General features: G+C 66.2%; 20 protein-coding genes. 17 read left to right on the top strand and 3 right to left on the bottom strand.

From position 1 onward, the window contains the following. Positions 1-8: 8 nt before the first annotated feature. Genes B9Z03_RS22330 through B9Z03_RS22320 form a run of 3 tightly spaced genes read left to right on the top strand, consistent with a single transcriptional unit; the run spans position 9 to position 1226 of the window. On the top strand, positions 9-338 hold the full coding sequence (locus tag B9Z03_RS22330; RefSeq protein ID WP_085466229.1) for an ArsR/SmtB family transcription factor: 330 nt from the start codon (positions 9-11) through the stop codon (positions 336-338). Continuing rightward, positions 335-799, top strand: coding sequence for an SRPBCC family protein (locus B9Z03_RS22325; protein ID WP_085466228.1), 465 nt, complete (start codon positions 335-337; stop codon positions 797-799). The genes B9Z03_RS22330 and B9Z03_RS22325 overlap by 4 nt, the downstream gene beginning before the upstream one ends. A 10-nt stretch (positions 800-809) precedes the next feature. Beyond that, positions 810-1226: a GFA family protein gene (locus B9Z03_RS22320; RefSeq protein WP_085466227.1), complete on the top strand. Its 417-nt coding sequence runs from the start codon at positions 810-812 to the stop codon at positions 1224-1226. Positions 1227-1241: 15 nt separating this feature from the next. Here the strand turns inward: B9Z03_RS22320 and B9Z03_RS22315 are convergent, their stop codons facing one another. Both B9Z03_RS22315 and B9Z03_RS22310 read right to left on the bottom strand, forming a co-directional pair. Beyond that, the gene (locus B9Z03_RS22315; RefSeq protein WP_085466226.1) at positions 1242-1742 is read right to left on the bottom strand and encodes a VOC family protein; all 501 of its coding nucleotides are present in this window, start codon (positions 1740-1742) and stop codon (positions 1242-1244) included. Further along, positions 1739-2398: a TetR/AcrR family transcriptional regulator gene (locus B9Z03_RS22310; RefSeq protein ID WP_085466225.1), complete on the bottom strand. Its 660-nt coding sequence runs from the start codon at positions 2396-2398 to the stop codon at positions 1739-1741. The genes B9Z03_RS22315 and B9Z03_RS22310 overlap by 4 nt, the downstream gene beginning before the upstream one ends. Positions 2399-2645: 247 nt before the next feature. On the opposite strand from B9Z03_RS22310, the gene B9Z03_RS22305 reads away from it, so the two are divergent. The 14 genes from B9Z03_RS22305 to B9Z03_RS22240 all read left to right on the top strand — a co-directional run bounded on the left by B9Z03_RS22305 (position 2646) and on the right by B9Z03_RS22240 (position 18791). After that, entirely contained in the window at positions 2646-3740 is a 1095-nt protein-coding gene (locus B9Z03_RS22305; RefSeq protein WP_085466224.1) for a type 2 periplasmic-binding domain-containing protein, read from the top strand. A 52-nt stretch (positions 3741-3792) separates the two neighbouring features. Then, positions 3793-5106, top strand: coding sequence for a TRAP transporter large permease (locus tag B9Z03_RS22300; RefSeq protein WP_085466223.1), 1314 nt, complete (start codon positions 3793-3795; stop codon positions 5104-5106). 9 nt (positions 5107-5115) lie between these two features. Beyond that, a complete protein-coding gene (locus tag B9Z03_RS22295) occupies positions 5116-5661 on the top strand; it encodes a TRAP transporter small permease (protein WP_085466222.1) in 546 nt (181 codons plus the stop codon). Then, the gene (locus B9Z03_RS22290; RefSeq protein WP_085466221.1) at positions 5658-6737 is read left to right on the top strand and encodes a phosphotransferase family protein; all 1080 of its coding nucleotides are present in this window, start codon (positions 5658-5660) and stop codon (positions 6735-6737) included. The genes B9Z03_RS22295 and B9Z03_RS22290 overlap by 4 nt, the downstream gene beginning before the upstream one ends. Beyond that, on the top strand, positions 6734-7204 hold the full coding sequence (locus tag B9Z03_RS22285) for a hypothetical protein (protein WP_085466220.1): 471 nt from the start codon (positions 6734-6736) through the stop codon (positions 7202-7204). Before B9Z03_RS22290 ends, B9Z03_RS22285 begins: the two co-directional genes overlap by 4 nt. 29 nt (positions 7205-7233) lie before the next feature. Then, positions 7234-8853 (top strand): AMP-binding protein, encoded by a 1620-nt coding sequence (locus B9Z03_RS22280; RefSeq protein ID WP_085466219.1) that lies wholly within the window; start codon positions 7234-7236, stop codon positions 8851-8853. A 13-nt stretch (positions 8854-8866) separates the two neighbouring features. Next, positions 8867-10069 carry an acyl-CoA dehydrogenase family protein gene (locus B9Z03_RS22275; protein ID WP_085466218.1) on the top strand — a complete coding sequence of 401 codons (1203 nt, stop codon included), beginning with the start codon at positions 8867-8869 and terminating at the stop codon, positions 10067-10069. Between the two features lie 9 nt (positions 10070-10078). Further along, entirely contained in the window at positions 10079-10525 is a 447-nt protein-coding gene (locus B9Z03_RS22270) for a MaoC family dehydratase (protein ID WP_085466217.1), read from the top strand. Further along, positions 10522-11529 (top strand): DUF7064 domain-containing protein, encoded by a 1008-nt coding sequence (locus B9Z03_RS22265; RefSeq protein ID WP_210191381.1) that lies wholly within the window; start codon positions 10522-10524, stop codon positions 11527-11529. The genes B9Z03_RS22270 and B9Z03_RS22265 overlap by 4 nt, the downstream gene beginning before the upstream one ends. A 442-nt stretch (positions 11530-11971) precedes the next feature. Further along, complete coding sequence (locus B9Z03_RS22260) at positions 11972-12943, top strand: ABC transporter permease (protein ID WP_085466216.1); 972 nt, start codon at positions 11972-11974, stop codon at positions 12941-12943. A gap of 28 nt (positions 12944-12971) precedes the next feature. Further along, complete coding sequence (locus B9Z03_RS22255; protein WP_085466215.1) at positions 12972-13997, top strand: sugar ABC transporter substrate-binding protein; 1026 nt, start codon at positions 12972-12974, stop codon at positions 13995-13997. 77 nt (positions 13998-14074) lie between these two features. Next, positions 14075-16198, top strand: coding sequence for an ABC transporter permease (locus tag B9Z03_RS22250; RefSeq protein ID WP_085466214.1), 2124 nt, complete (start codon positions 14075-14077; stop codon positions 16196-16198). Further along, entirely contained in the window at positions 16195-17295 is a 1101-nt protein-coding gene (locus tag B9Z03_RS22245) for an SMP-30/gluconolactonase/LRE family protein (RefSeq protein WP_085466213.1), read from the top strand. Before B9Z03_RS22250 ends, B9Z03_RS22245 begins: the two co-directional genes overlap by 4 nt. Further along, on the top strand, positions 17292-18791 hold the full coding sequence (locus tag B9Z03_RS22240) for a sugar ABC transporter ATP-binding protein (protein ID WP_432417011.1): 1500 nt from the start codon (positions 17292-17294) through the stop codon (positions 18789-18791). Before B9Z03_RS22245 ends, B9Z03_RS22240 begins: the two co-directional genes overlap by 4 nt. A 181-nt stretch (positions 18792-18972) precedes the next feature. On the opposite strand, the gene B9Z03_RS22235 is transcribed toward B9Z03_RS22240, so the two are convergent. Further along, complete coding sequence (locus B9Z03_RS22235) at positions 18973-19329, bottom strand: endonuclease domain-containing protein (protein ID WP_085466211.1); 357 nt, start codon at positions 19327-19329, stop codon at positions 18973-18975. Positions 19330-19739 lie beyond the last annotated feature (410 nt).

Raw genomic sequence — 19739 nt, 5'->3', positions numbered from 1 at the left:
TGGTTGGCATGATCGCTGCAGACTCCATCGACGCCGTCATGCGAACACTCGCCGACCCCACGCGGAGGGCGGTCTTCGAGCGCATCAGCAAGGCCCGCGAGATCAGCGTCGCCGAGCTCACCCAGGGCTCCGGCGTGACGCAGGGCGCGATCTCGCAGCATCTCAAATCGCTGAAACAGGCCGGTCTCGTCGCCGAGCGTCCAGAGGGGCGCAAAGTCTATTATCGCGTCCAGCCGGAAGGTCTCCAGCCGCTGGCCGATTGGATGGAGCATTACGGCGTGTTCTGGCGCGAACGCTTCGCCAACCTCCGCACCCTCCTGAAGGAGATCGATCCATGAATCGCGCCGTTCTGGGCACCGTCACGCAGGAAATCGTGGTCGATGAGGTCTTTCCGCATGCGCCCGCGACGATATGGAGGCTGCTCACCAGCGCGGACCTGATCGGTCGTTGGATGATGCAGCCGACCGGGTTCGAGCCGGTCGTGGGCAATCGTTTCACGTTCAGCACCAAGCCTGCCGGCGAGTGGGACGGGACCATTCACTGCGAAGTGCTCCAGGTGGTCCCGGAGAAACGCCTCGCCTACGCCTGGAAGGGCGGACACCCTTCGAATGCGGCCTATGGTTCGCCGCTGGATACGGTGGTGACGTGGAGCCTGGAACGCGTCGCGGACGGCACGCGCGTGCGCGTCGTCCATTCGGGCTTCGTTCTGCCGACCAACGATACGGCCTACGCGAACATGAGCAACGGCTGGCCGAAGGTTTTGCACAACCTCGCCGGCATCGCAGACACTCATCACTGAGGAGACCGATATGAGTCAGCCCTATTCGGGCGGATGCGCCTGCGGCGCGCTCCGCTATGAGATCCGCGCCGAACCGATCGGCATGAACGATTGCCAGTGCCGGCAATGCCAGCGCGAGAGCGGGACCGGCCACGGCTCGCACCTGACATTTCCCCGCGCTGCGGTTGAGATGACCGGCGAGGCGACGCGCTGGGAGGCTGTGGGCGACGGCGGGACGGTCAAGTCACGGGCGTTCTGTCCGGTCTGCGGCGCACCGGTCTATATGACGTTCCCGGCCATGCCCGAATTTTTCGTGGTCAAGGCCAGCAGTCTCGACGACCCTGGCCGGTATGCGCCCCAGCTTGTCGCTTGGCATGCCGCCGCACAAGCCTGGGACCACGTCGACCCTGCGATACCTGTCTTCGACAGGATGCCGCCTCGACCCTGAGCTGCCTGCGGGGAGTCAGCCGCGCAGAAACTGCATGAACTCGATCACCACCCCGTCCGGATCTTCCGCGCAGAACACGTTGATCACCGACCCACCCAGCACAACCCGCGTCGGCTCCGTGTAGCAAAGGTGCCCGGCGGCCGAGAGGCGCTGGTAAACTGCGTCGGCATCGAAGGTGCGCAGGCAGATGCGGCCGACGCCCGGCTGGGCCATCGAGCGTGGGGGAGGGGCAGGCAGTCGCGGCGAGGTCCATTCCAGAAGGTCGAGCCGCATGCCGCGCTCGTCGCCCTTCAGCATCATCAGCGCGGCGCGTCCGGCGCAGTCGTCGGGAAGTCCGAGCACGGGTCCGAGGCCCACCTCGCCGAAGGAGGCGTCGCCGGCAAAGGCGTTGACCACCTCGAAGCCGATCAGCCGGTAGAAGGCCAGCGATCGATCGAAATCTGTGCAGTTGACGTTGATGTGGAAGAAGGAGGGCACGTCGCCGCGTTCGGCGCGGGCGGTTTCGGCTGCCGTCATTTGAAGACTTTGCCTCGCAGAAGCTTCACATAGGTGTCGACGACGCTTGGAGCCGGCCGCACGAAGTCGCCGTCCTCGTAGCAGAAGCGGCCCGACAGGTATTCTCGGGTCGAGATCAGCATCTGCATCAGGATGTCGATCTCCAGCGGATCGTCGATCAGCAGGTTGCCGCGCCGGCGCTCATATTCCAGCGCGCGGCGATAGCTAGCCGACTGAGTCTCCAGATGGGCCCGGAAGCCGCGCGGTGCCTGGACGGAGCCCTCGCTGAGGATCTTGAACAGGTGCGGTTCCTTTTCGAGGAACTCGAAGAAGCCGGCGAGGCGGGCCTTCTCGCGCTCGATCGGGTCGTCCGGCGCTTCCATGACCCTCTGGCGGATCAATTCGTGCAGCCGCTCGCTGATCGAGGGCAGCAGCTGGTCGAGCAGGTCCTGCCGCGATTCGAAATAGTTGTAGAACGTGCCCTGCGCCACGTTCGCCCGCGCCGTGATCAGCGCCACCGACGCGCCCGCATAGCCTAGCTCGCCGACGATCTCGATCGCCGCTTCGAACAACCGCGCCCGCGTGGCCTCGGCCTTTTCCGCACGGGAAAGCCGAGGCTTTCGGACCTCGCGCGGCAGAGGTGGCGCGGCTGTTGCGTTGGTTGGATTGGTCGCCATGGCTCACCGGACGCTAATGACGCAAAGCGGATGTGTCAAACCGAAATGAATTATGACTCGTGATTCATTTCTGTTTACAAACGGGCAAAAGAGACTAGCATGCATGTGGTGAACGTTCCCGGAGGAGTGCCGATCCAGGCAGAAGGGACGCTTGCTGGACCGGTGGAGGCCGGTCGTATCCAATGTCACGCCGCGATTGTCGAGCCCCTGGTCTCGAAACGATCCCGGCTGTCCCAAGGGAGGGCATATGTTTCATTTCGCACGTAATCTGGTGACGGCGACCGCGCTTTTCGGCGCGGCGCTCGGCACCTCCGCCAACGCGGCCGATCTCATCATCTCGACAGGCCTCGGCAAGCCGCACCCTTGGGTCGGCGCGCATATGGACCCGTTCGCCGATGCGATCGAGAAGGGTTCGCCTGACGTCAAGTTCACCCGCTTCTACGCCGGTGAGCTGGTCGGCGTCGGCAAGGAGCTCGACGCGCTCACCAGCGGCACCATCGCCGTCGCAGCACCCCTGCTCGCGCCCTACCATGAAGGCCGCTTTCCGCTGTCCGACGTGACGCAGCTGCCGGCCTACGGCACAGACTCGCCGATGGTCACCCGCGCCTTCCAGAAGCTGCTCGACTCCGATGTGGCGATCAAGGACGGCAAGACGTTCTACCAGTACGAGATCGCCGACAAGGGCATCCGCGCCTGGGCGCTCGGCGCCACCGCGCCCTATTCGATCTCGACCGTGAAGAAGGTGCTCAGGGAGCCGGCTGACTTCTCCGGCACGCCGCTGCGCGCCGGTTCGGCGCTGCACACGATCATGCTGGAAAAGCTCGGCGCCACCCCGGTCACGCTGCCCGGCTCGCAGGCTTTCGAGGCGGCCTCGCGCGGCACGATCGAGGGTCTCGTCATCGCCATCTCCGACTGGCCGTCCTACTCGCTGCAGCAGCTGCTGCGCCATTCGATCGTCGACGTGTCGATCGGCCACTGGGAAAGCTACCTCGCCATCAGCGACGCCGCCTGGAACGAGCTGAGCGAGGAGCAGAAGGCGCTCTTCGACAAGACCGCCCGTGACGTCGCGGCCTCCAACGCCCAGGAATGGGAGACGCGTCTGACGAAGGTCAAGGACGAGTCGATCGCCAAGGACGGCGGCGAGTTCACTTCGATCAACACGCTGTCCGACGCAATGAAGCAGCATATCGAGAAGGCGGCGGCCGACACCTGGGTCGCCTGGATCGAGAAAACCGAGGCGAACGGCCATCCGGCCAAGGCAACGGCCAAGCTCTATGCCGAGCTGATCCAGGCCGAGGGCGGCACGCTGCCGGCCGGCGTCGCCGACTATCTCGCCAAGTAGCCCCTGACGGCGCCGCGTTCGCGCGGCGCCTCTTCCTCCGCGCGGAGCTTCCATGTCCAAGGATTGGATCATCTGGGCCGTCACGCTCTGGATCGTGGTCTTCATGATCGCGGGCCAGGCGGTCGCCACCTGCCTCCTGGGGGCTGGCATCCTCGGCATCATGCTGTGGATGGGGCCGGGCGTGCTCAACGGCATCGTCGGCCAGGACGCGTTCTACACCGCGTCCACCTACACGCTATCGATCATTCCGCTCTATCTCCTGATGGCGCAGCTCCTGCTCAAGGGCGGCGTCATCGTCGACCTGTTCCGCGTCGGCCATCGCATCGCCGGCTATCGCCGTTTCCCGCTTGGCGTCGCGACGCTCATCACCGGCGGCCTGCTCGGCGCCGTTTCCGGCTCCGGCACGGCGAGCGCGGCGGCGCTTGCCACACTGGCCGGCCCCGAGCTACAGCGCGTCGGCTACACGCGCAGCTTCTCCGTGGCGCTCGCCGCGATCTCCGGCTCGCTGTCGGTCATCATCCCGCCGAGCCTGTTGATCATGATCTACGGCTCGCTGACCGAGACGCCGATCGGCCATCTCTTCATCGGCTCGGTCGGACCCGGCCTGCTCTGCATCCTGGTCTATGTCGGATGCCTCTATTTCTTCGGCGACGTTGTTCCGGGCGCGGAGGACGGCGTGCGTGGCGACCAAGAGGAGGAAGACCCGGCGGCAACCCGCCGCTCCGTCAGCGCCTTCATCTTCGTCGTCGCGCTGATGGTCGTCGTCTTCGGCGGCATCTATGGCGGCATCGTCACCGTGGGCGAGGCCGGTGCGCTGGGGGCGTTCGCGGCCTTCGTCGGCATGATCGCGATGCGCCGCGTCGGGCTGGGCGACATCGGCCGCGCGCTGGTCGATTCCGTCAAGGTCTCGGCGATGCTCCTCATGCTGCTCATCGCCGCGCAGATCTTCTCGCGCTTCATGTCCTTCTCGCGCCTGCCGACTGAACTGCTGCATTTCGCCGAGCCGCTGGTCGCCAGCCCGACCTTGCTCATCCTGGTGCTCATGTTCGGCCTGTTCCTCGCCGGCATGGTGCTGGAGGAGGTGACCATCATCGTCCTCTCGATCCCGATCGTGCTGCCGATGGTGCAGGCCGCCGGCGTGGACCTCATCTGGTTCGGCGTCATCGCCTGCTTCGTCATTTCGCTCGGCCTGCTCACGCCGCCGGTCGGCCTCGTCGCCTTCTCCGCCGCGACGGCGGCGCGAACGCCGGTCGGGCCCGTGTTCCGGCCGTGCATGCTGTTTTCCTCGATCTCCGCCTTCGTGGTCGTCGCGGCGATGATGTTGTTTCCCGGCATCGCCACCTGGCTGCCGAGCCATCTGAACTGAGGGCCGACCATGCGTTTCTGGAGAGCGATCTGGGCGTTCGAATGGGGCCTCGCGGCGGTCGGGGCAGGCTCGATGCTGTTCATCATGATGATGGTGACCGTCATCAGCGTCGCCGGCCGCTATTTCCTGCAGATGGACCTGATCCCCGGCGCCTACAACATCGTCGAGCGCATCCTCTTCCCGCTGCTCGTCTTCTGGGCGATGCCGATCGCCCATCGCGACGGGCTGTTCCCGCGGCTGGAGACCTTCGCGGACGCGCAGCCGCCGCGCCGGCGGGCGCTGATCGCGGCGGTGGCCATGATCGTCGAGATCGCCGTCTATGCCGTCTTCATGTGGTTCATCCTCCGCTTCGTCTGGGGCAGCATCGTGCAGAACCGGACCATGCAGATCGGCACCAATTTCCTGCCGCTCTGGCCAATCCTGGTGATGATGCCGCTCGCCTTCGGCCTGATGATCCTCGAGATGTCGCGCCTGCTCTACCGCGACATGCGCCGCCTGCTCGGTCTGCCGGTCTCCGGCGAAGCCGAAGTGCATGATGGAAGTTCCGCAGTATGACAGCGAGTGCCCTTCGCGTGCGTCGGGATGGTCCCGCCGCCTTCGATCCCACCGCCGTCGAGGCGATCCGCTCGACGCTCGCCGCCTTCGCCAGCGCGCAGGTCGGCGGCGGGGTCGAGATCGGCCCGCTCAGGCGCTTCACCGTCGGCTTCTCCTGGGTCACCTACGGCTTCCGGGCGAAGTGGTCTGAAGGCGGCACCGCGATCGAGCGCGACCTGATCCTGCGCGCCGGCCCGCCGACGGGCATCTTCGGGCCGTACCACGCCTATCCCGAATTCGTGACGCTCAAGGCGCTCGCAGACAGCGCCGTGCCGGTGCCGCGCGTCTACTGGTACAGCGACGACACCTCGATCCTCGGCGCGCCGTTCTTCGTCTGCGACCTGGTGCCCGGCGAGGCGCCGATCCCGTGGACGCATGACGGCGGTCCCGCCTTCGACGAGGAGCGGCGCGTGCGGCTCGGCACCCAGTTCGTCGCGGCCCTCGCCGCCCTGCACCAGTTCCGCTGGCAGGATACGCCGGTTGCCTCGATCGACGGTACCAAGGACGTCCGCAAGACGGCCGCGCAGCAGGTCGACAACTGGATGGCGAACCTCGCCCGCTGGTCGCCCGGCCGCGTGCCGATGCTGGAGCTGGCGGCCGCGTGGCTGCGCGAGAATGCGCCGGTCGCCACGCGCATCTCGATCACCCATGGCGACTACCGCATCGGCAATTTCCTCGAAGTCGACGGCACCATCACCGCCATCCTCGACTGGGAGCTGGTCCGGCTCGGCGACCCGGTGGAGGATCTCGGCTGGGTCTGCCTCCAGGCCTGGCGCGGCCGCTCGCCCTATATGTGCCATTTCTTCGAGCGCGAGGAACTGCGCGACCGCTACGGCGCGCTCACTGGCCACGAGGTCTCGCTTGCCGACATGGCCTACTGGGAAGCGTTCGGCACCTTCAAGCTCGCCATCATGCACTATGGCGCGACCGACTGCTTCGCGCGCCGCGGCTTCAACGATCTCAGGATGGCCGGCATGGGGGCGCAGATCCCGCGCCTGCTCCTGCAGGTGGAGACGGCAATGGAGCGCGCCTCGTGAACATTCCGCTGCAACGCATGATCGACGGCATCATCGCCACGATGCGCTCCGACGTCATCCCGCACGTCGCCGACTCCTATGCCCGCGGCCAGGCCGTCGGCGTCATCGACCTGTTGAACAACATCGCGCCGCGCGTCGAGTGGGCGCAGGCGCCGCTTGCCCGGCAGATCGAGGAGAAGCGCGCGCTTCTCGCCGGCATCGCCGATGTCGTGCCCGGCGCGCTGCCCGAAGCGCCCACCGTGCACCCCTCCACGGCCGAGGAGCTGCTTCTCGCCAAGGGCATGCTCGACGCCGCGATCGGCGATGCGATCGCGACGATCTGGCCGCGCCGGCACGAGCCGGACTTTGCGCGCGCCGCCACGCTCGTCCAGGCGCATCTGCACGACGAGATGGCGGCCGAAATGAAGATCACGCGCAAGCCGCTGTTCGCCGAGATCGCCAGCGGCGGCGACGGCGCCAAAGTTTGATGAAGGCAGCATGACTGCGAGGTTGAACCATGACCTATCATCTTGATCCCAGAATGCCGGCCCCCGACCAGTGCATCCAGCGCTACATGCTGGAGCGCTGGACAAAGGCCCAGCCGGACAAGGTCTTCGCCGTCTTCCAGGACGGCGAGACCTGGACCTATGCCGACACGCTGCGCGAGGCGATCACCACCGCCAACGCCTTGAAGGCGCTGGGCGTGAAGCAGGGCGAGCGGGTTCTGTGCTGGCTGCCCAACAGCGCCGACTGCCTGCGCGCCTGGTTCGGCCTGAACATGCTGGGCGCCGTCTTCGTGCCGATCAATCTTGCCTATCGCGGCAACCTTTTGCGGCACGCGGTCAAGCTCTCGGAAGCCCGCCTCGGTCTGATCCACGCCGACCTGCACCAGCGCCTCGGCGAGATCGAGCTCGGCCGGCTGGAGGAGATCGTGGTCCTCGGCGGTGCTGCCCAGGAGGTTCCCGGCCTCAAGGTCCACCAGGCGGAGGCGTTCAAGTCGGCGGACACGACCGCGCCGGCGCTCGAGCGCGAGATCGCGCCGTGGGACATGCAGTCGATCATCTTCACCTCGGGTACGACCGGTCCGTCCAAGGGCGTCATGTCGTCCTACATGCATCTCTACTCGATGGCGAAGGCGGCGCCCTTCCTGCGCTCCGACGAGCGCTACATGGTCAACCTGCCGATGTTCCACTCCGGCGGCGTCATGCCGGTGACGGCCATGCTCATCCATGGCGGTTCGATCGTCATGGTCGACGCCTTCGACACCAACACGTTCTGGGACACGATCCGGCAGCGGCAGATCACCACCGTCATCCTGCTCGGCGTGATGGGCGGCTTCCTGCTCAAGCGCCCGCCGAGCCCGGACGACAAGAACCACACGCTGCGCACCTGCACCTACGTGCCGCTCAACGACACCGCGCCGCAGTTCCACGAGCGCTTCGGCACCGAGGTGCATACCCATTTCAACATGACCGAGATCTCGATGCCGATCGTCTCGGACCCGAACCCGACCGCGCTCGGCAGCGCCGGCAAGGCCCGCAAGGGCGTCGAGGTCCGCATCGTCGACGAGAACGATTGCGAGGTGCCGGTCGGCGCCACCGGCGAACTCGTGGTTCGCACCGAGTGCCCCTGGGCGCTGAACCACGGCTATGCCGGCAATCCGGAGGCCACGGCCGCTGCCTGGCGCAATGGCTGGTTCCACACCGGCGACGGCTTCCGCAAGGATGCCGAGGGCAACTTCTATTTCGTCGACCGGCTCAAGGACGCGATCCGCAGGCGTGGCGAGAACATCTCCTCCTTCGAGGTCGAATCCGAGGTCCTCTCCCACCCGGCGGTGCGCGAGGCGGCCGCGGTGGCGGTGAAGAGCGAGATCGCCGAGGACGAGGTCATGGCCGTCGTGGCCCTCAAGGAGGGCGTCGAGTTCGATCCCGCCGAGCTGATCGAGTTCCTGCGGCCGCGCATGGCCCACTTCATGATCCCCCGCTACGTGCGCGTCGTCGACGGCCTGCCGCGCACGCCGACGGCGAAGATCGAGAAGGTGAAGCTGCGCGAGGCCGGCATCACCGACGACACCTGGGATCGCGATGCCGCCGGCATCCGCATCAAGCGCGAGAAGGTCGGGCTGAAAAGCGCCTGACGGAGAAGACGTAATGTTCGCAGAACTCTCCCCTCATGCCTCGGCCCTGCGCGACAAGCTCGTCGCCTTCATGGACGAGCACGTCTACCCCAACGAGCACGCGCTCTTGAAACCGCCGCGCGAGGCGGAGAAATGGTCGCCGCGCCCGCTGGCCATGGAGCTGATGCGGAAGGCCAAGGCTGCCGGCCTGTGGAACCTGTTCTACAATCACGGCCCGGAAGGGCAGGGCCTGTCGAACTGGGAATATTCGCAGCTCTGCGAGATCCTCGGCCGCTCGCTCGCCGCGCCGGAGATCTTCAACTGCAACGCGCCCGACGTCGGCAACATGGAGATCCTCTCCATGTATGGCACCGACGCCCAGAAGGAGCGTTGGCTGAAGCCGCTGCTCACCGGCGAGATCCGATCCTGCTTCGCCATGACCGAGCCGCGCGTCGCCTCGTCCGACGCCACCAACATCGAGACCGACATCCGCCGCGACGGCGACCACTACGTCGTCAACGGCCGCAAGTGGTGGACGACGGGCGCCAACTCCGAGCGCTGCAAGGTCGCCATCGTCATGGGCAAGAGCGACCGCTCCGCGCCCAAGCACAAGCAGCAGTCGATGATCCTCGTGCCGATGGACGCGCCCGGCGTCACCGTCGAGCGGGCGCTCAGCGTCTACGGCTACGAGCACGCGCCGCTCGGCCATGGCGAGGTCGTGTTCGACAATGTCCGCGTGCCGGCCGAAAACATGCTGCTCGGCGAGGGCAGGGGGTTCGAGGTCGCTCAGGGGCGGCTCGGCCCCGGCCGCATCCATCACTGCATGCGTTTCATCGGCCTCGCCGAACGCGCGCTGGAGATCATGTGCGAGCGCGCGAAGTCGCGCACCGCCTTCGGCTCCAGCTTTGCCGAGATGGGCGCCATCCGCCAGGCGATCGGCCAGTCGCGCTGCGACATCGAGCAGGCCCGCCTCGTCACGCTCAAGGCGGCATGGACGATGGACAGGCTCGGCAACAAGGCCGCGCGCAACGAGATCGCCGTCGCCAAGATCGTCGTGCCCGAGACCGCCGGCAAGGTCATCGACCGCGCGATCCAGGTGCATGGCGGGGCCGGCCTGTCGCAGGACTTCTTCCTGGCCGAGGCCTTCGCCGAAACCCGGTTCCTGCGCATCGGCGACGGGCCCGACGAGGTCCATCGCGAGGCGCTCGCCCGCGTCGAGCTCGGCAAGCTGAACTGAGGACGGACCATGATTCCATTGCAAGTCGGCCAGTCCGCCATGACGGCGGGACGCACCATCGGGGAAGGGGACGTCAGCCTGTTCGCCGGCCTCGTCGGCGATTTCACCCCGATCCATGTCGACGAGACCTTCGCCAAGACGACGCCGCACGGAACCCGTATCGCGCACGGCCCGCATTCGATGGCCACCGCGATCGGCATGGCGACGCATACCGGCCTGTTCGGCGAGCGCGTCATCGGCCTCGTCAACATCAGCTGGGATTTTTCGGGCGCGGTGAAGATCGGCGACACGATCCGCTCGCGGGTCACGGTCGAGGAGCTGCGTCCCACCTCCAAGCCGGGTCGCGGGCTCGCGACCTATGGGTTCGAGGTCCTGAACCAGCGGGACGAACAGATCCAGCGCGGGCGCATGAAGGTCATCGTGCGCCTCGACGACAAAGCGGAGGCCGGACAGTGAGCGACGACAAATACATCATGCGGCCCGAGCACGAGTTCACGCACCAGCCGGACTCGTCGGTCAACTTCAACGAGAGCGTCTATACCAATGCCTTCGACCCGAAGGGCGAGTTCGGCGGCTGGATGCGTCTCGGCAACCGCGTCAACGAGGGCTACGCAGAGCTTTCGGTCTGCCTCTATCTTCCGGACGGACGCATCGCCTGCCAGTTCCAGCGCCCGGCGATCACCAGCAATGACAGGCACGAGGCCGGCGGCATCAAATACACCGTCAACGAGCCGCTCAAGAGCGTGACGATGAGCTACGACGGCGAGCTCATCATCGTCGACAATCCGGAAGACCTGCGCAATCCGCAGGAGCTGTTCGCCAAGGGACCGCGGCTGCCCGGCCACGCCTCGTGGACGCATGTGGCGGAGTCGCCCGTCCATGGCGGCGAGCCGATCGACGATACGGTCCAGACCATGTACGGCCGCGACTTCTCGCTCGGCCACTTCAACCAGCACAGCCGCGCCAGGGGCGTCATCAAGGTTGGCGACCAGAGCTGGGAGATCGACGGCCACGGCTGGCGCGACCACTCCTGGGGTCCGCGCTACTGGCAGGCCATCTACTTCTACCGCCTGTTCCTTGCCAATTTCCCGAACGGCGACGGCTTCATGCTGCTCAAGATCACCGACCAGGCCGGCAATGTGCGCCGCCAGGGCGTGCTGCTGGTCGATGGCCAGTACGAGGAGGTGATGGATCTCGAAGTGCAGACCGACTGGACAGACAGCCAAGACCCCGCCTTCGTCCGCCTCGGCGTGATGACGGCCAAGCGCAAGGTGAGGATCGACGGCGAGATCCTCAATCTCGCGCCGCTTCGCAACCGCCGAAAGACGGAGGAGGGCGTTCTCGTGAGCCGCGTGGCCGAAGGCTTCACCCGGTTCACCTGGGGCGAGCAGGTCGGATACGGCATGACTGAATACATCGAGCGGATCGAGGACGGGAAGATCGTCGGCTATCCGCTGTAGGTTGTTGTGGACAATGGGAGATCTACGTCGCCGACACGCATGTCGTCATTCCGGGGCCGCGCAGCGGAACCCGGAATCCAGTGCGGCAACGCCGCAATCAAGGATCTGGACGGGCAAGGCCGGCGTTCTGGCTTCCGGGTTCCGCTGCGCGGCCCCGGAATGACGGAGCAAGGCGGCGATCGGCATCCTCGACGACTTGGAAACCCAACTGTTCGAACGGCCTAGCAGCGGACGGCACAACCAGGTTAGTAATTTTGATGGGCCTAATTCATTAGCGGCCCGTCATGTCATATTCTTGTGTTCTATTAGCGAAATACGCAGAAATTCCGGCGCCTATTTTGTTGCCGGCGTCGAAAATCCGATTGACAGTTCTGTGTATTAGTGAACATCATTCATTAGATTTCGCAGCCTGGATGGGTGCGGTGGGGAGGAGACCACACCGATGTTGAGAGGCCTCTCTCAGGAACGTATCGTGCTGGTGATCGCGGTGGCGCTGTTCGTCGCGTTTTCGGTCGCGCTTCCCGGTTTCCTCGATCCGGGCAACCTGCTCTCGCTCGTCCAGAACGTGTCGATCCTCGGCATCCTCGGCGTCGGCATGGCCATCGCCATCATCGGGCGCGGCATCGACCTGTCGGTGCTGTCGACCATGCCGATCTCGGTCGCGTGGATGCTCTCGCTCGTCAATGGCGGGCTGCCGCTGTGGCTGGCGCTGCTCTGCGCGCTCGCCTTCGCCATCGTGGTCGGTATCATCAACGGCGTGTTGATCGCCTATGTCGAGATCCCGGCGATCTTCGCCACGCTGGCCATGGGCATCGCCATCTACGGCTTCGGCAAGGCCTATCTGGTGCCGATCGAAGCCGTCTACATCGGTGGCGACCGCTCGTCCTGGTTCTATTCGATCGGCAGCGGGCGTGTGCTCGGCGTGCCGACTCCGGTCATCGTCTTCGCCCTGGTGGCGCTCGTCGCCTGGCTGTTCCTGCGCTACCTCAAGCCCGGCCGCTTCATCTACGGCATGGGCGACAACCCGGCCGCCGCGCGCATCACCGGCATCCCGGTCCGGCCGATGATCGTCGTGCAATACGTGCTCATCTCGATCATCGCGCTGATCGCCGGCATCGTCATGGCCACCGCCCTGTCGCAGATCAACACGCGGCTCGCCCTGTCGACCATGGTCTACGACGTCATCCTCGTCGTGGTGCTGGGCGGCATCGGGCTCTCGGGCGGCAAGGGCGGCATCCGCAACGTCATCGTCGGCACCATCCTGATCGGCATCCTGCTCAACGGCATGACGATCATGAACCTGACCTACACCGTCCAGAGCATCTTGAAGAGCGTCATCCTGCTCGCGGCGATCGTGGTCGACACCCTGCTTAACCCCCGCGACGAGCAGACCGCTCAGCACGGGGACATCTGAACCGTCATTTCAAGTGGAGGAAAATGACATGTCTGGAATGAAGCTTCTGAAAGCGCTCGCCGCGACCGCGGCGCTGGTGATGACGGCGGGCGTTGCCGTCTCCGAACCGTACGACGACGGCCAGTCGAAGGGCTATTACGACGTGCTCAAGGGCAAGAAGGTCGCCTTCGTGCCGCTGTCGATGGGCTTCGACCTCACCGAGGGCTGGAACGCCGGCCTGCAGAACCAGGCCAAGGCGCTCGGCTACACCGTCGACGTGCGCGACCCGAACTGGAACGTCGAGGCCGGCGTCCAGGCCGCCAACGGCTTCATTGCCGACAAGCCGGACGTGCTGATCCTGCACCCGCTCGACCAGCAGGCCTACAACCGCATCGTGCCGAAGGCGATGGCCGAGGGCATCAACGTCGTGCAGGTCAACCTCAAGTCCGTCACCAATGGCGACGCCTATGTCGGCGCCGACTGGTACGATCTCGGCCTGAAGCAGGCCCAGGCCATCGTGAAGGCGTGCGGCAAGGATTCGGGCAAGAACGGCAAGATCGCCATCATCACCGGGCAGGCCGCCACCCCCACCATCGTCATCGGCAACCAGGCCTTCGACGACGTCTTCGCGCAGAACCCGGAGATCCAGGTCGTCGCCCGCCAGTCGGCCGACTTCGATCCCGCCAAGGCGCAGGCGATCACCTCGACCGTGCTGAAGCAGAACCCGGACCTGTGCGGCATCCTCGGCGTCTGGGACGGCCAGGACACCGGCACGGCGGCCGCCATCCGCGAGGCCAACATGCAGGATCAGGTCTATTTCGTCTCGTCGGGCGGTGGCTCGAAGGCGGCGGCCTGCGACAACATCGAGAACGGCAGCTTCGACGCCTATGTCAGCTACGACGTGCCCGGCCAGGCGCGCGACCTCAACGCAGCGGTCAAGATCCTGCTGCAGACCAAGCCGAAGCCCGGCAGCGCTCCCTTCGCGCTCTACACGCCGCTCAAGATCCTGACCAAGGACAATCTCACCCCCTCGTCCTGCTGGACGCTGGAGGAGATGAAGGCGTTCGGCGGCTGACAAGCACGCCTGCCTGACGGACCGGCGCGCCCGCCGCGCCGGTCCCTTTCCCGAACGTGCGATTGGAGACTGTGCACATGGCGTCGTCGGAAACCTGGACGCGCTGGCGATACCGGTACATTCCGGACAAGTTCGTCGGCGAGATCCTGTCCAAGAGCTGGATCGACACGCTGATCCCGGTCACGATCCTGGCCGCGGTCTTCGCCTTCTTCAGCGTGGCGATGCCCGGCTTCCTCGGCGGCTCGAACCTTTCCGACATCGCCCAGATCTACGGCGAGTATCTCATCATCATCGTCGGCATCACCTTCGTGATGATGGCCGGCGGCATCGACCTGACCGTCGGCTCGGTCTTCGCCTTCTGCAATCTCGCCGCGCTGCTCCTCATCAATTCGATGGAGATCAACCTCGCCATCGGCATCCCCGCGATCATGCTGCTCGGCGGCCTGATCGGCCTCGTCAACGGCGTGCTCATCGGCTATCTCGGCATGCGCGCCTTCCTCACCACGCTGGTGATGCTGATCATCGTGCGCGCGGTGGTCGACCAGGCGCTGCTCGACTACGGCCAGCAGATCATGCGCGGCTTCAATGCCTCGGCCGCCTGGGAGTTCATGGCGATCGGCAAGGTGTTCGGCATCCCGTCGAGCCTCGTCGTCGCCGTCGTCATCGCCATCGTCGGCCACGTGGTGCTCACCCGCATGCGCTTCGGCTGGCACGTCATGGCCGTCGGCGGCTCGCGCCGCTCCGCCTACAATGCCGGCATCCGCGTCAAGCGCACCATCTGCGCCACCTACGTCCTCTCCGGCGTGCTCACCGGCCTCGCCGCCACCTTCTACGCCGCCCGTCTCTCCAGCGCCGGCACCGATGTCGGCAAGGGGCTGGAGGTGACGATGCTGACGGCCGCCGTCCTCGGCGGCATCTCGCTCGGCGGCGGCCGCGGCTCGATCGTCAAGGCGGTCGTCGGCGCCATCATCATCCTGCTGGTGCAGAACTCCCTGATCCGCATGGGCCTGTCGAGCGGCACCTCGTCCCTCGTCCTCGGCCTGATCCTGCTCGCCGCCGTCGCCATCGACGTGCGCTGGGTCAAGAACCGCCACAAGGTGCTTGCGCGGGCCTATGTCTCGCCGACCTATTTCGCCCTGCCGCCGCTGCCGGAGACGGCCGAAGGCTCCGCCTCGCCCTATGCGCTCAACGACAAGCTTCGCGGGGTGGAAGCCATCGGCCTCGGCGAGCTCGACGGGCCGGAGGACGTCATCTTCGACAAGGACGACAACCTCTACTGCGGCTCGCGCCACGGCGACGTCATCCGCTTCTTCGCCCCCGACCACACGCGCTGGGAGGTCTTCGCCCATATCGGCGGCCACCCGCTCGGCTTCGCCTTCGATTCAGAGGGCAACCTGCACACCTGCGTCGGCGGCATGGGCCTCTACAAGATCTCGCCCGCCGGCGAGGTGACGAAACTCTCCGACGAAACCAACCGCTCGCTGCTCTCGATCGTCGACGATTCCCGCCTGCGCCTTGCCGACGACCTCGACATCGCGCCCGACGGCAAGGTCTACTTCTCCGAGGCCACCGTCCGCTACGAGATGTACGACTGGATGGTCGACGCGCTCGAAGGCCGCGGCAACGGCCGCATCATCTGCTACGACCCGAAGACCAATTCCTCGCGCACCGTTTTGCCCAACCTGCAGCTTCCCAACGGCATCTGCGTCGAGAAGAGCGGCCAGTCGCTGCTCTTCGCCGAGACCTGGGGCTGCCGCATCACCCGCTGGTATTTCGACGGGCCGAAGAAGGGCGAGAGGGAAGTCGTCATCGACAACCTGCCGGGCTATCCCGACAACATCAACCGCGCCTCCGACGGCACCTACTGGTGCGCGCTCTGCGGCATGCGCGCCCCGGTCTTCGACCTTGCGCTCAGGATGCCCTCCTTCCGCCGCCGCATGGTGCAGAAGGTCGGCCGCGACGACTGGCTCTACCCGAACATGAACACGGGCTGCGTGATCAAGTTCGACGCCGACGGCACCATCCTCGACGTGCTGTGGGACCTTGGCGGCGAGGCGCATCCGATGATCACCTCGATCCGCGAGCACAAGGGCTATCTCTACCTCGGCGGCATCTACAACAACCGCGTCGGCAAATACAAAATCCCGGACGCCGATCCGACCTGGACATCGCTCCAGGACTACTGGGGGGCGAAGTCGTGATCGGCGCCGTCAGACGTGTCTGGGACAATTTCCGCGGCAGCGGCGAGGCCGCCGTTACCGTGCCGCCGATGGACGGCGCGCTCAGGCCGAACCGCCTGCTCGAAGAGGCCGGGCTGGTTCTTTCAGTCACCGCGCCGGACGATCTGGCGCAGGACGACAAGGGCGTGATCTTCAGCGCCGGCGGAGAAATCCGCCGCCTCACCCCGAAGGGCTCGGAACCGGTGGCCGACCTCGGCTCGAACATCACGGCGCTTGCCGCCTCGCCCAAGGGCCGCATCGCCGCCGCGCTTGTCGATGGTGGCCTCGCCATCATCGAACCCGACGGCCGCCGCGCGCTGGTGGACGAGCTCGGCGACGGGCCGATGCGCTGCGTCACCGCGTTGACATTCTCCTCCTCCGACGAACTGCTCGTCGCGCAGGGTTCCTCGAAGCGCAGCCATGCCGAATGGAAGCGCGACCTGATGGAGCGGCGGACCGACGGGTCCGTGTGGCGCATCTCCACCGACGGCTCGCGCCAGACCCGCATCGCCTCCGGCCTCGGCTGGCCGCTCGGCATCGTCGTCGCGCCGGACGGCCGCCTGGTTATCTCGGAGAGCTGGAAGCATCGGCTGGTCGTGCTTGCCGAGGGCCGCGGGCCGCAGCCCGTTCTCGCCGACCTGCCGGGCTATCCGGCGCGCATCCACCGCGATCCCGCCGGCGGTTACTGGCTGGCGCTGTTTGCGCCGCGCAACCAGATCATCGAGTTCGTGCAGCGCGAGCCGGCCTTCCTCGCGCGCATGATCGAGGAGATCGACGAGGCCTACTGGGCCGCCCCCTCGCTCAAGCCCTCGGCCACCTTCCTCGAGCCGCTGCAGGGCGGCGCGCAGAAGCATCTCGGCATGCTGAAGCCCTGGGCGCCGACGCGCTCCTACGGCCTTGTCGTCAGGCTGGACCAAGCGTTCCGCCCCGTCGCCTCCTGGCACAGCCGCGCCGACGGCACGCGCCACGGCGTGTTGACCTGCCTGCCCGACGGCGACAGGCTGCTCGTCGCCAGCAAGGGCGGCGACGCCATCGTCGAGATCCGCCCCGGTTCGAAACCGTCTTCGGGAGCCGCATGATGCAACCGCTCATCGAGATGAAGCAGGTGACGAAGGAGTATCGCGGCGTTCCCGCCGTGACGAAGGTCGACTTCGTGCTCCAGAAGGGCGAGATCCACGCGCTGCTCGGCGAGAACGGCGCCGGCAAGTCGACGCTGACCAAGATGATGTGCGGCGTCACGCAGGCCACCAGCGGCGAGATGCTGCTCAACGGCACGCCGGTCTCCTTCCACACCCCGGCGCAGGCGCTCGACCACGGCGTCGTCATGGTCTTCCAGGAAACCAGCCTCGTGCCCTCGATGACGGTGGCGCAGAACCTCTATCTCGGCGACGAGAGCCTGTTCAACCGCATCCGCGGCCTCAACATCGCCGCCCAGACCTTCCTGCAGTCGCTGAACTTCAACGTGAACCCGACCGCGCTGGTCTCCTCCCTCGGCGCCGCGCACAAGCAGATGGTCGAGATCGCGCGCGCGGTGCGCAAGAACGTGCAGGTCATCATCTTCGACGAGCCCACCGCCTCGCTGACGCCGGAGGAGAAGCGCCACTTCTTCTCGCTGGTCGAGCGGCTGAAGAAGTCGGGCGTGTCGATCATTTTCATCAGCCACGCGCTGGAAGAGGCGCTGGCGATCGCCGACCGCATCACGGTGCTGCGCGACGGCGAGCTGGTCGCCAGCGACGCGGCGAAGAACTTCGACCGCGACAAGATCATCCGCGCCATGGTCGGCCGCTCGCTGTCCAATTCGCTCTACCGCCACGAGGCCGGCGAGGAGCCGCGTCCCGTCGGCGAGAAGGTGCTGTCCGTCCAGAACGTGTCGATGGGCGCGATCGTGCGCAACACCTCCTTCTCGATCTACAGCGGCCAGATCACCGGCATGTTCGGCCTGATCGGCTCCGGCCGCACCGAGGTCGCCAAGATCATTTCCGGCGTGGTCAAGCGCAACTTCTTCAATGGCGGCGAGATCCGGCTGCGCGACCGCTCGGTGCGCTACCGCGTGCCGCGCCAGGCGGTGCAGGACGGCATCGTCTACGTCACCGAGGACCGCAAGATCGAAGGCTTCTTCGAGACGATGACGATCCCCGAAAACCTCTACATGGGCGCGCTTGCCGCCGGCCTCACCAGCGGCCAGGTCGTCAACATGGCCGAGATGCGCGCGCTCGCCGCCGACTGGACCAAGACCCTCAACATCAAGGCGATCAACTCGAACGCCCGCGTCATCGAGCTGTCGGGCGGCAACCAGCAGAAAGTCGTGATCTCGAAGTCGCTGGTGCAGAAGCCGAAGGTCATCATCTTCGACGAGCCCACCCGCGGCGTCGACGTCGGCGCCATTGCCGAGATCCACGCCTTCATCAACAAGCTGGCCGACGAAGGCCTCGCCATCGTCGTCATCTCCTCCTACCTCCCCGAAGTCATGAACCTCTCCGACCGCATCCTCGTCTGCCGCTCCGGCCGCGTGGTGGAGGAATTCGCGCCGTCGGAAGCGACCGAGGAGAAGATCATGTACGCCGCGGTGCATTAGGGGGGCCCAGCGCCCCCTCCACCGCCTTCGGCAGTCGTCCTGCGGACCCCCGTAAACGGGGGAGGATCAGGCGCGGCCATGCGGCCGGTATATCCTCCCCTGCGAAGCGGGGGAGGGGGACCGCCGAAGGCGGTGGAGGGGGCGGGCGCGACATATTCATGGGGGGCGTGCGCACCCCGCCTCACCTCCTCGCCGCCTCCGCGATCATCACCAGAATCCCCTCCAGCGCCTTCTCGTCCAGCACATCCCGTGCCGCGATCCGCATCACCCGCACCCCGTGCTCGGCCAGCCAGCCGTCACGACGCAGCTCATGGCTGATCTGCTCCTGCAGGTCGTGATGCGCCCCGTCGACCTCCACCGCCAGCTTTCCCTCGGCATGGTAGAAGTCCAGCACATACGGCCCCACCGGATGCTGGCGCCGGAACCGCAGCCCGTCCAGTCGCCGCCCGCGAAGGCAGTCCCACAGGATCACCTCGGGCAGGCTCAGGTCGCCACGCAACTGCCTGGCACGCTGAAATGTCCGTTTCTCGGCCCGCATCGCTCGCCCTGCGCTTTGGTCCGGGGAGCGCCCCCTCCACCATGCTACGCATGGTCCCCCTCCCCCGTAAACGGGGGAGGATCAACGCGCTCGGATGTCACGTTTTCTAACCCTGGATGAAGGCCGCAGCATGAGGACGCGGAGGCGCCTGATCCTCCCCCGTTTACGGGGGAGGGGGACCACGCGAAGCGTGGTGGAGGGGGCGGGAACTGCCGAGTGGACGGGGCCACGCCCGGCAGCGGCGGCGGACCGTCGCCTGAACGGCAGCGTGTCTGGTTACGACCCCAAGCTGGTCGTTCCCGGCCGGGCCGGCCAATTTCCCAAGCGGACGTTCGAGCGAGAGATTACTTTAGCTCCAGAACTCGGATGGGCTGTTTACGATCCTCGTTTCCGAGTGTAATCCCGTCCGA

The organism is Mesorhizobium australicum (assembly GCF_900177325.1).
In the GTDB taxonomy this organism is placed as follows: Bacteria; Pseudomonadota; Alphaproteobacteria; order Rhizobiales; family Rhizobiaceae; genus Mesorhizobium_A; species Mesorhizobium_A australicum_A.
Note: the sequence above shows the minus strand (reverse complement) of the source record. Positions and strands in the feature narration are given on the sequence as shown.

Coding starts and splice junctions, on each gene's coding strand:
- B9Z03_RS22330 (WP_085466229.1), top strand. CDS start 9: ATGATCGCTGCAGACTCCATCGACGCCGTCATGCGAACACTCGCCGAC.
- B9Z03_RS22325 (WP_085466228.1), top strand. CDS start 335: ATGAATCGCGCCGTTCTGGGCACCGTCACGCAGGAAATCGTGGTCGAT.
- B9Z03_RS22320 (WP_085466227.1), top strand. CDS start 810: ATGAGTCAGCCCTATTCGGGCGGATGCGCCTGCGGCGCGCTCCGCTAT.
- B9Z03_RS22315 (WP_085466226.1), bottom strand. CDS start 1,742: ATGACGGCAGCCGAAACCGCCCGCGCCGAACGCGGCGACGTGCCCTCC.
- B9Z03_RS22310 (WP_085466225.1), bottom strand. CDS start 2,398: ATGGCGACCAATCCAACCAACGCAACAGCCGCGCCACCTCTGCCGCGC.
- B9Z03_RS22305 (WP_085466224.1), top strand. CDS start 2,646: ATGTTTCATTTCGCACGTAATCTGGTGACGGCGACCGCGCTTTTCGGC.
- B9Z03_RS22300 (WP_085466223.1), top strand. CDS start 3,793: ATGTCCAAGGATTGGATCATCTGGGCCGTCACGCTCTGGATCGTGGTC.
- B9Z03_RS22295 (WP_085466222.1), top strand. CDS start 5,116: ATGCGTTTCTGGAGAGCGATCTGGGCGTTCGAATGGGGCCTCGCGGCG.
- B9Z03_RS22290 (WP_085466221.1), top strand. CDS start 5,658: ATGACAGCGAGTGCCCTTCGCGTGCGTCGGGATGGTCCCGCCGCCTTC.
- B9Z03_RS22280 (WP_085466219.1), top strand. CDS start 7,234: ATGACCTATCATCTTGATCCCAGAATGCCGGCCCCCGACCAGTGCATC.
- B9Z03_RS22275 (WP_085466218.1), top strand. CDS start 8,867: ATGTTCGCAGAACTCTCCCCTCATGCCTCGGCCCTGCGCGACAAGCTC.
- B9Z03_RS22270 (WP_085466217.1), top strand. CDS start 10,079: ATGATTCCATTGCAAGTCGGCCAGTCCGCCATGACGGCGGGACGCACC.
- B9Z03_RS22260 (WP_085466216.1), top strand. CDS start 11,972: ATGTTGAGAGGCCTCTCTCAGGAACGTATCGTGCTGGTGATCGCGGTG.
- B9Z03_RS22255 (WP_085466215.1), top strand. CDS start 12,972: ATGTCTGGAATGAAGCTTCTGAAAGCGCTCGCCGCGACCGCGGCGCTG.
- B9Z03_RS22250 (WP_085466214.1), top strand. CDS start 14,075: ATGGCGTCGTCGGAAACCTGGACGCGCTGGCGATACCGGTACATTCCG.
- B9Z03_RS22240 (WP_432417011.1), top strand. CDS start 17,292: ATGATGCAACCGCTCATCGAGATGAAGCAGGTGACGAAGGAGTATCGC.
- B9Z03_RS22235 (WP_085466211.1), bottom strand. CDS start 19,329: ATGCGGGCCGAGAAACGGACATTTCAGCGTGCCAGGCAGTTGCGTGGC.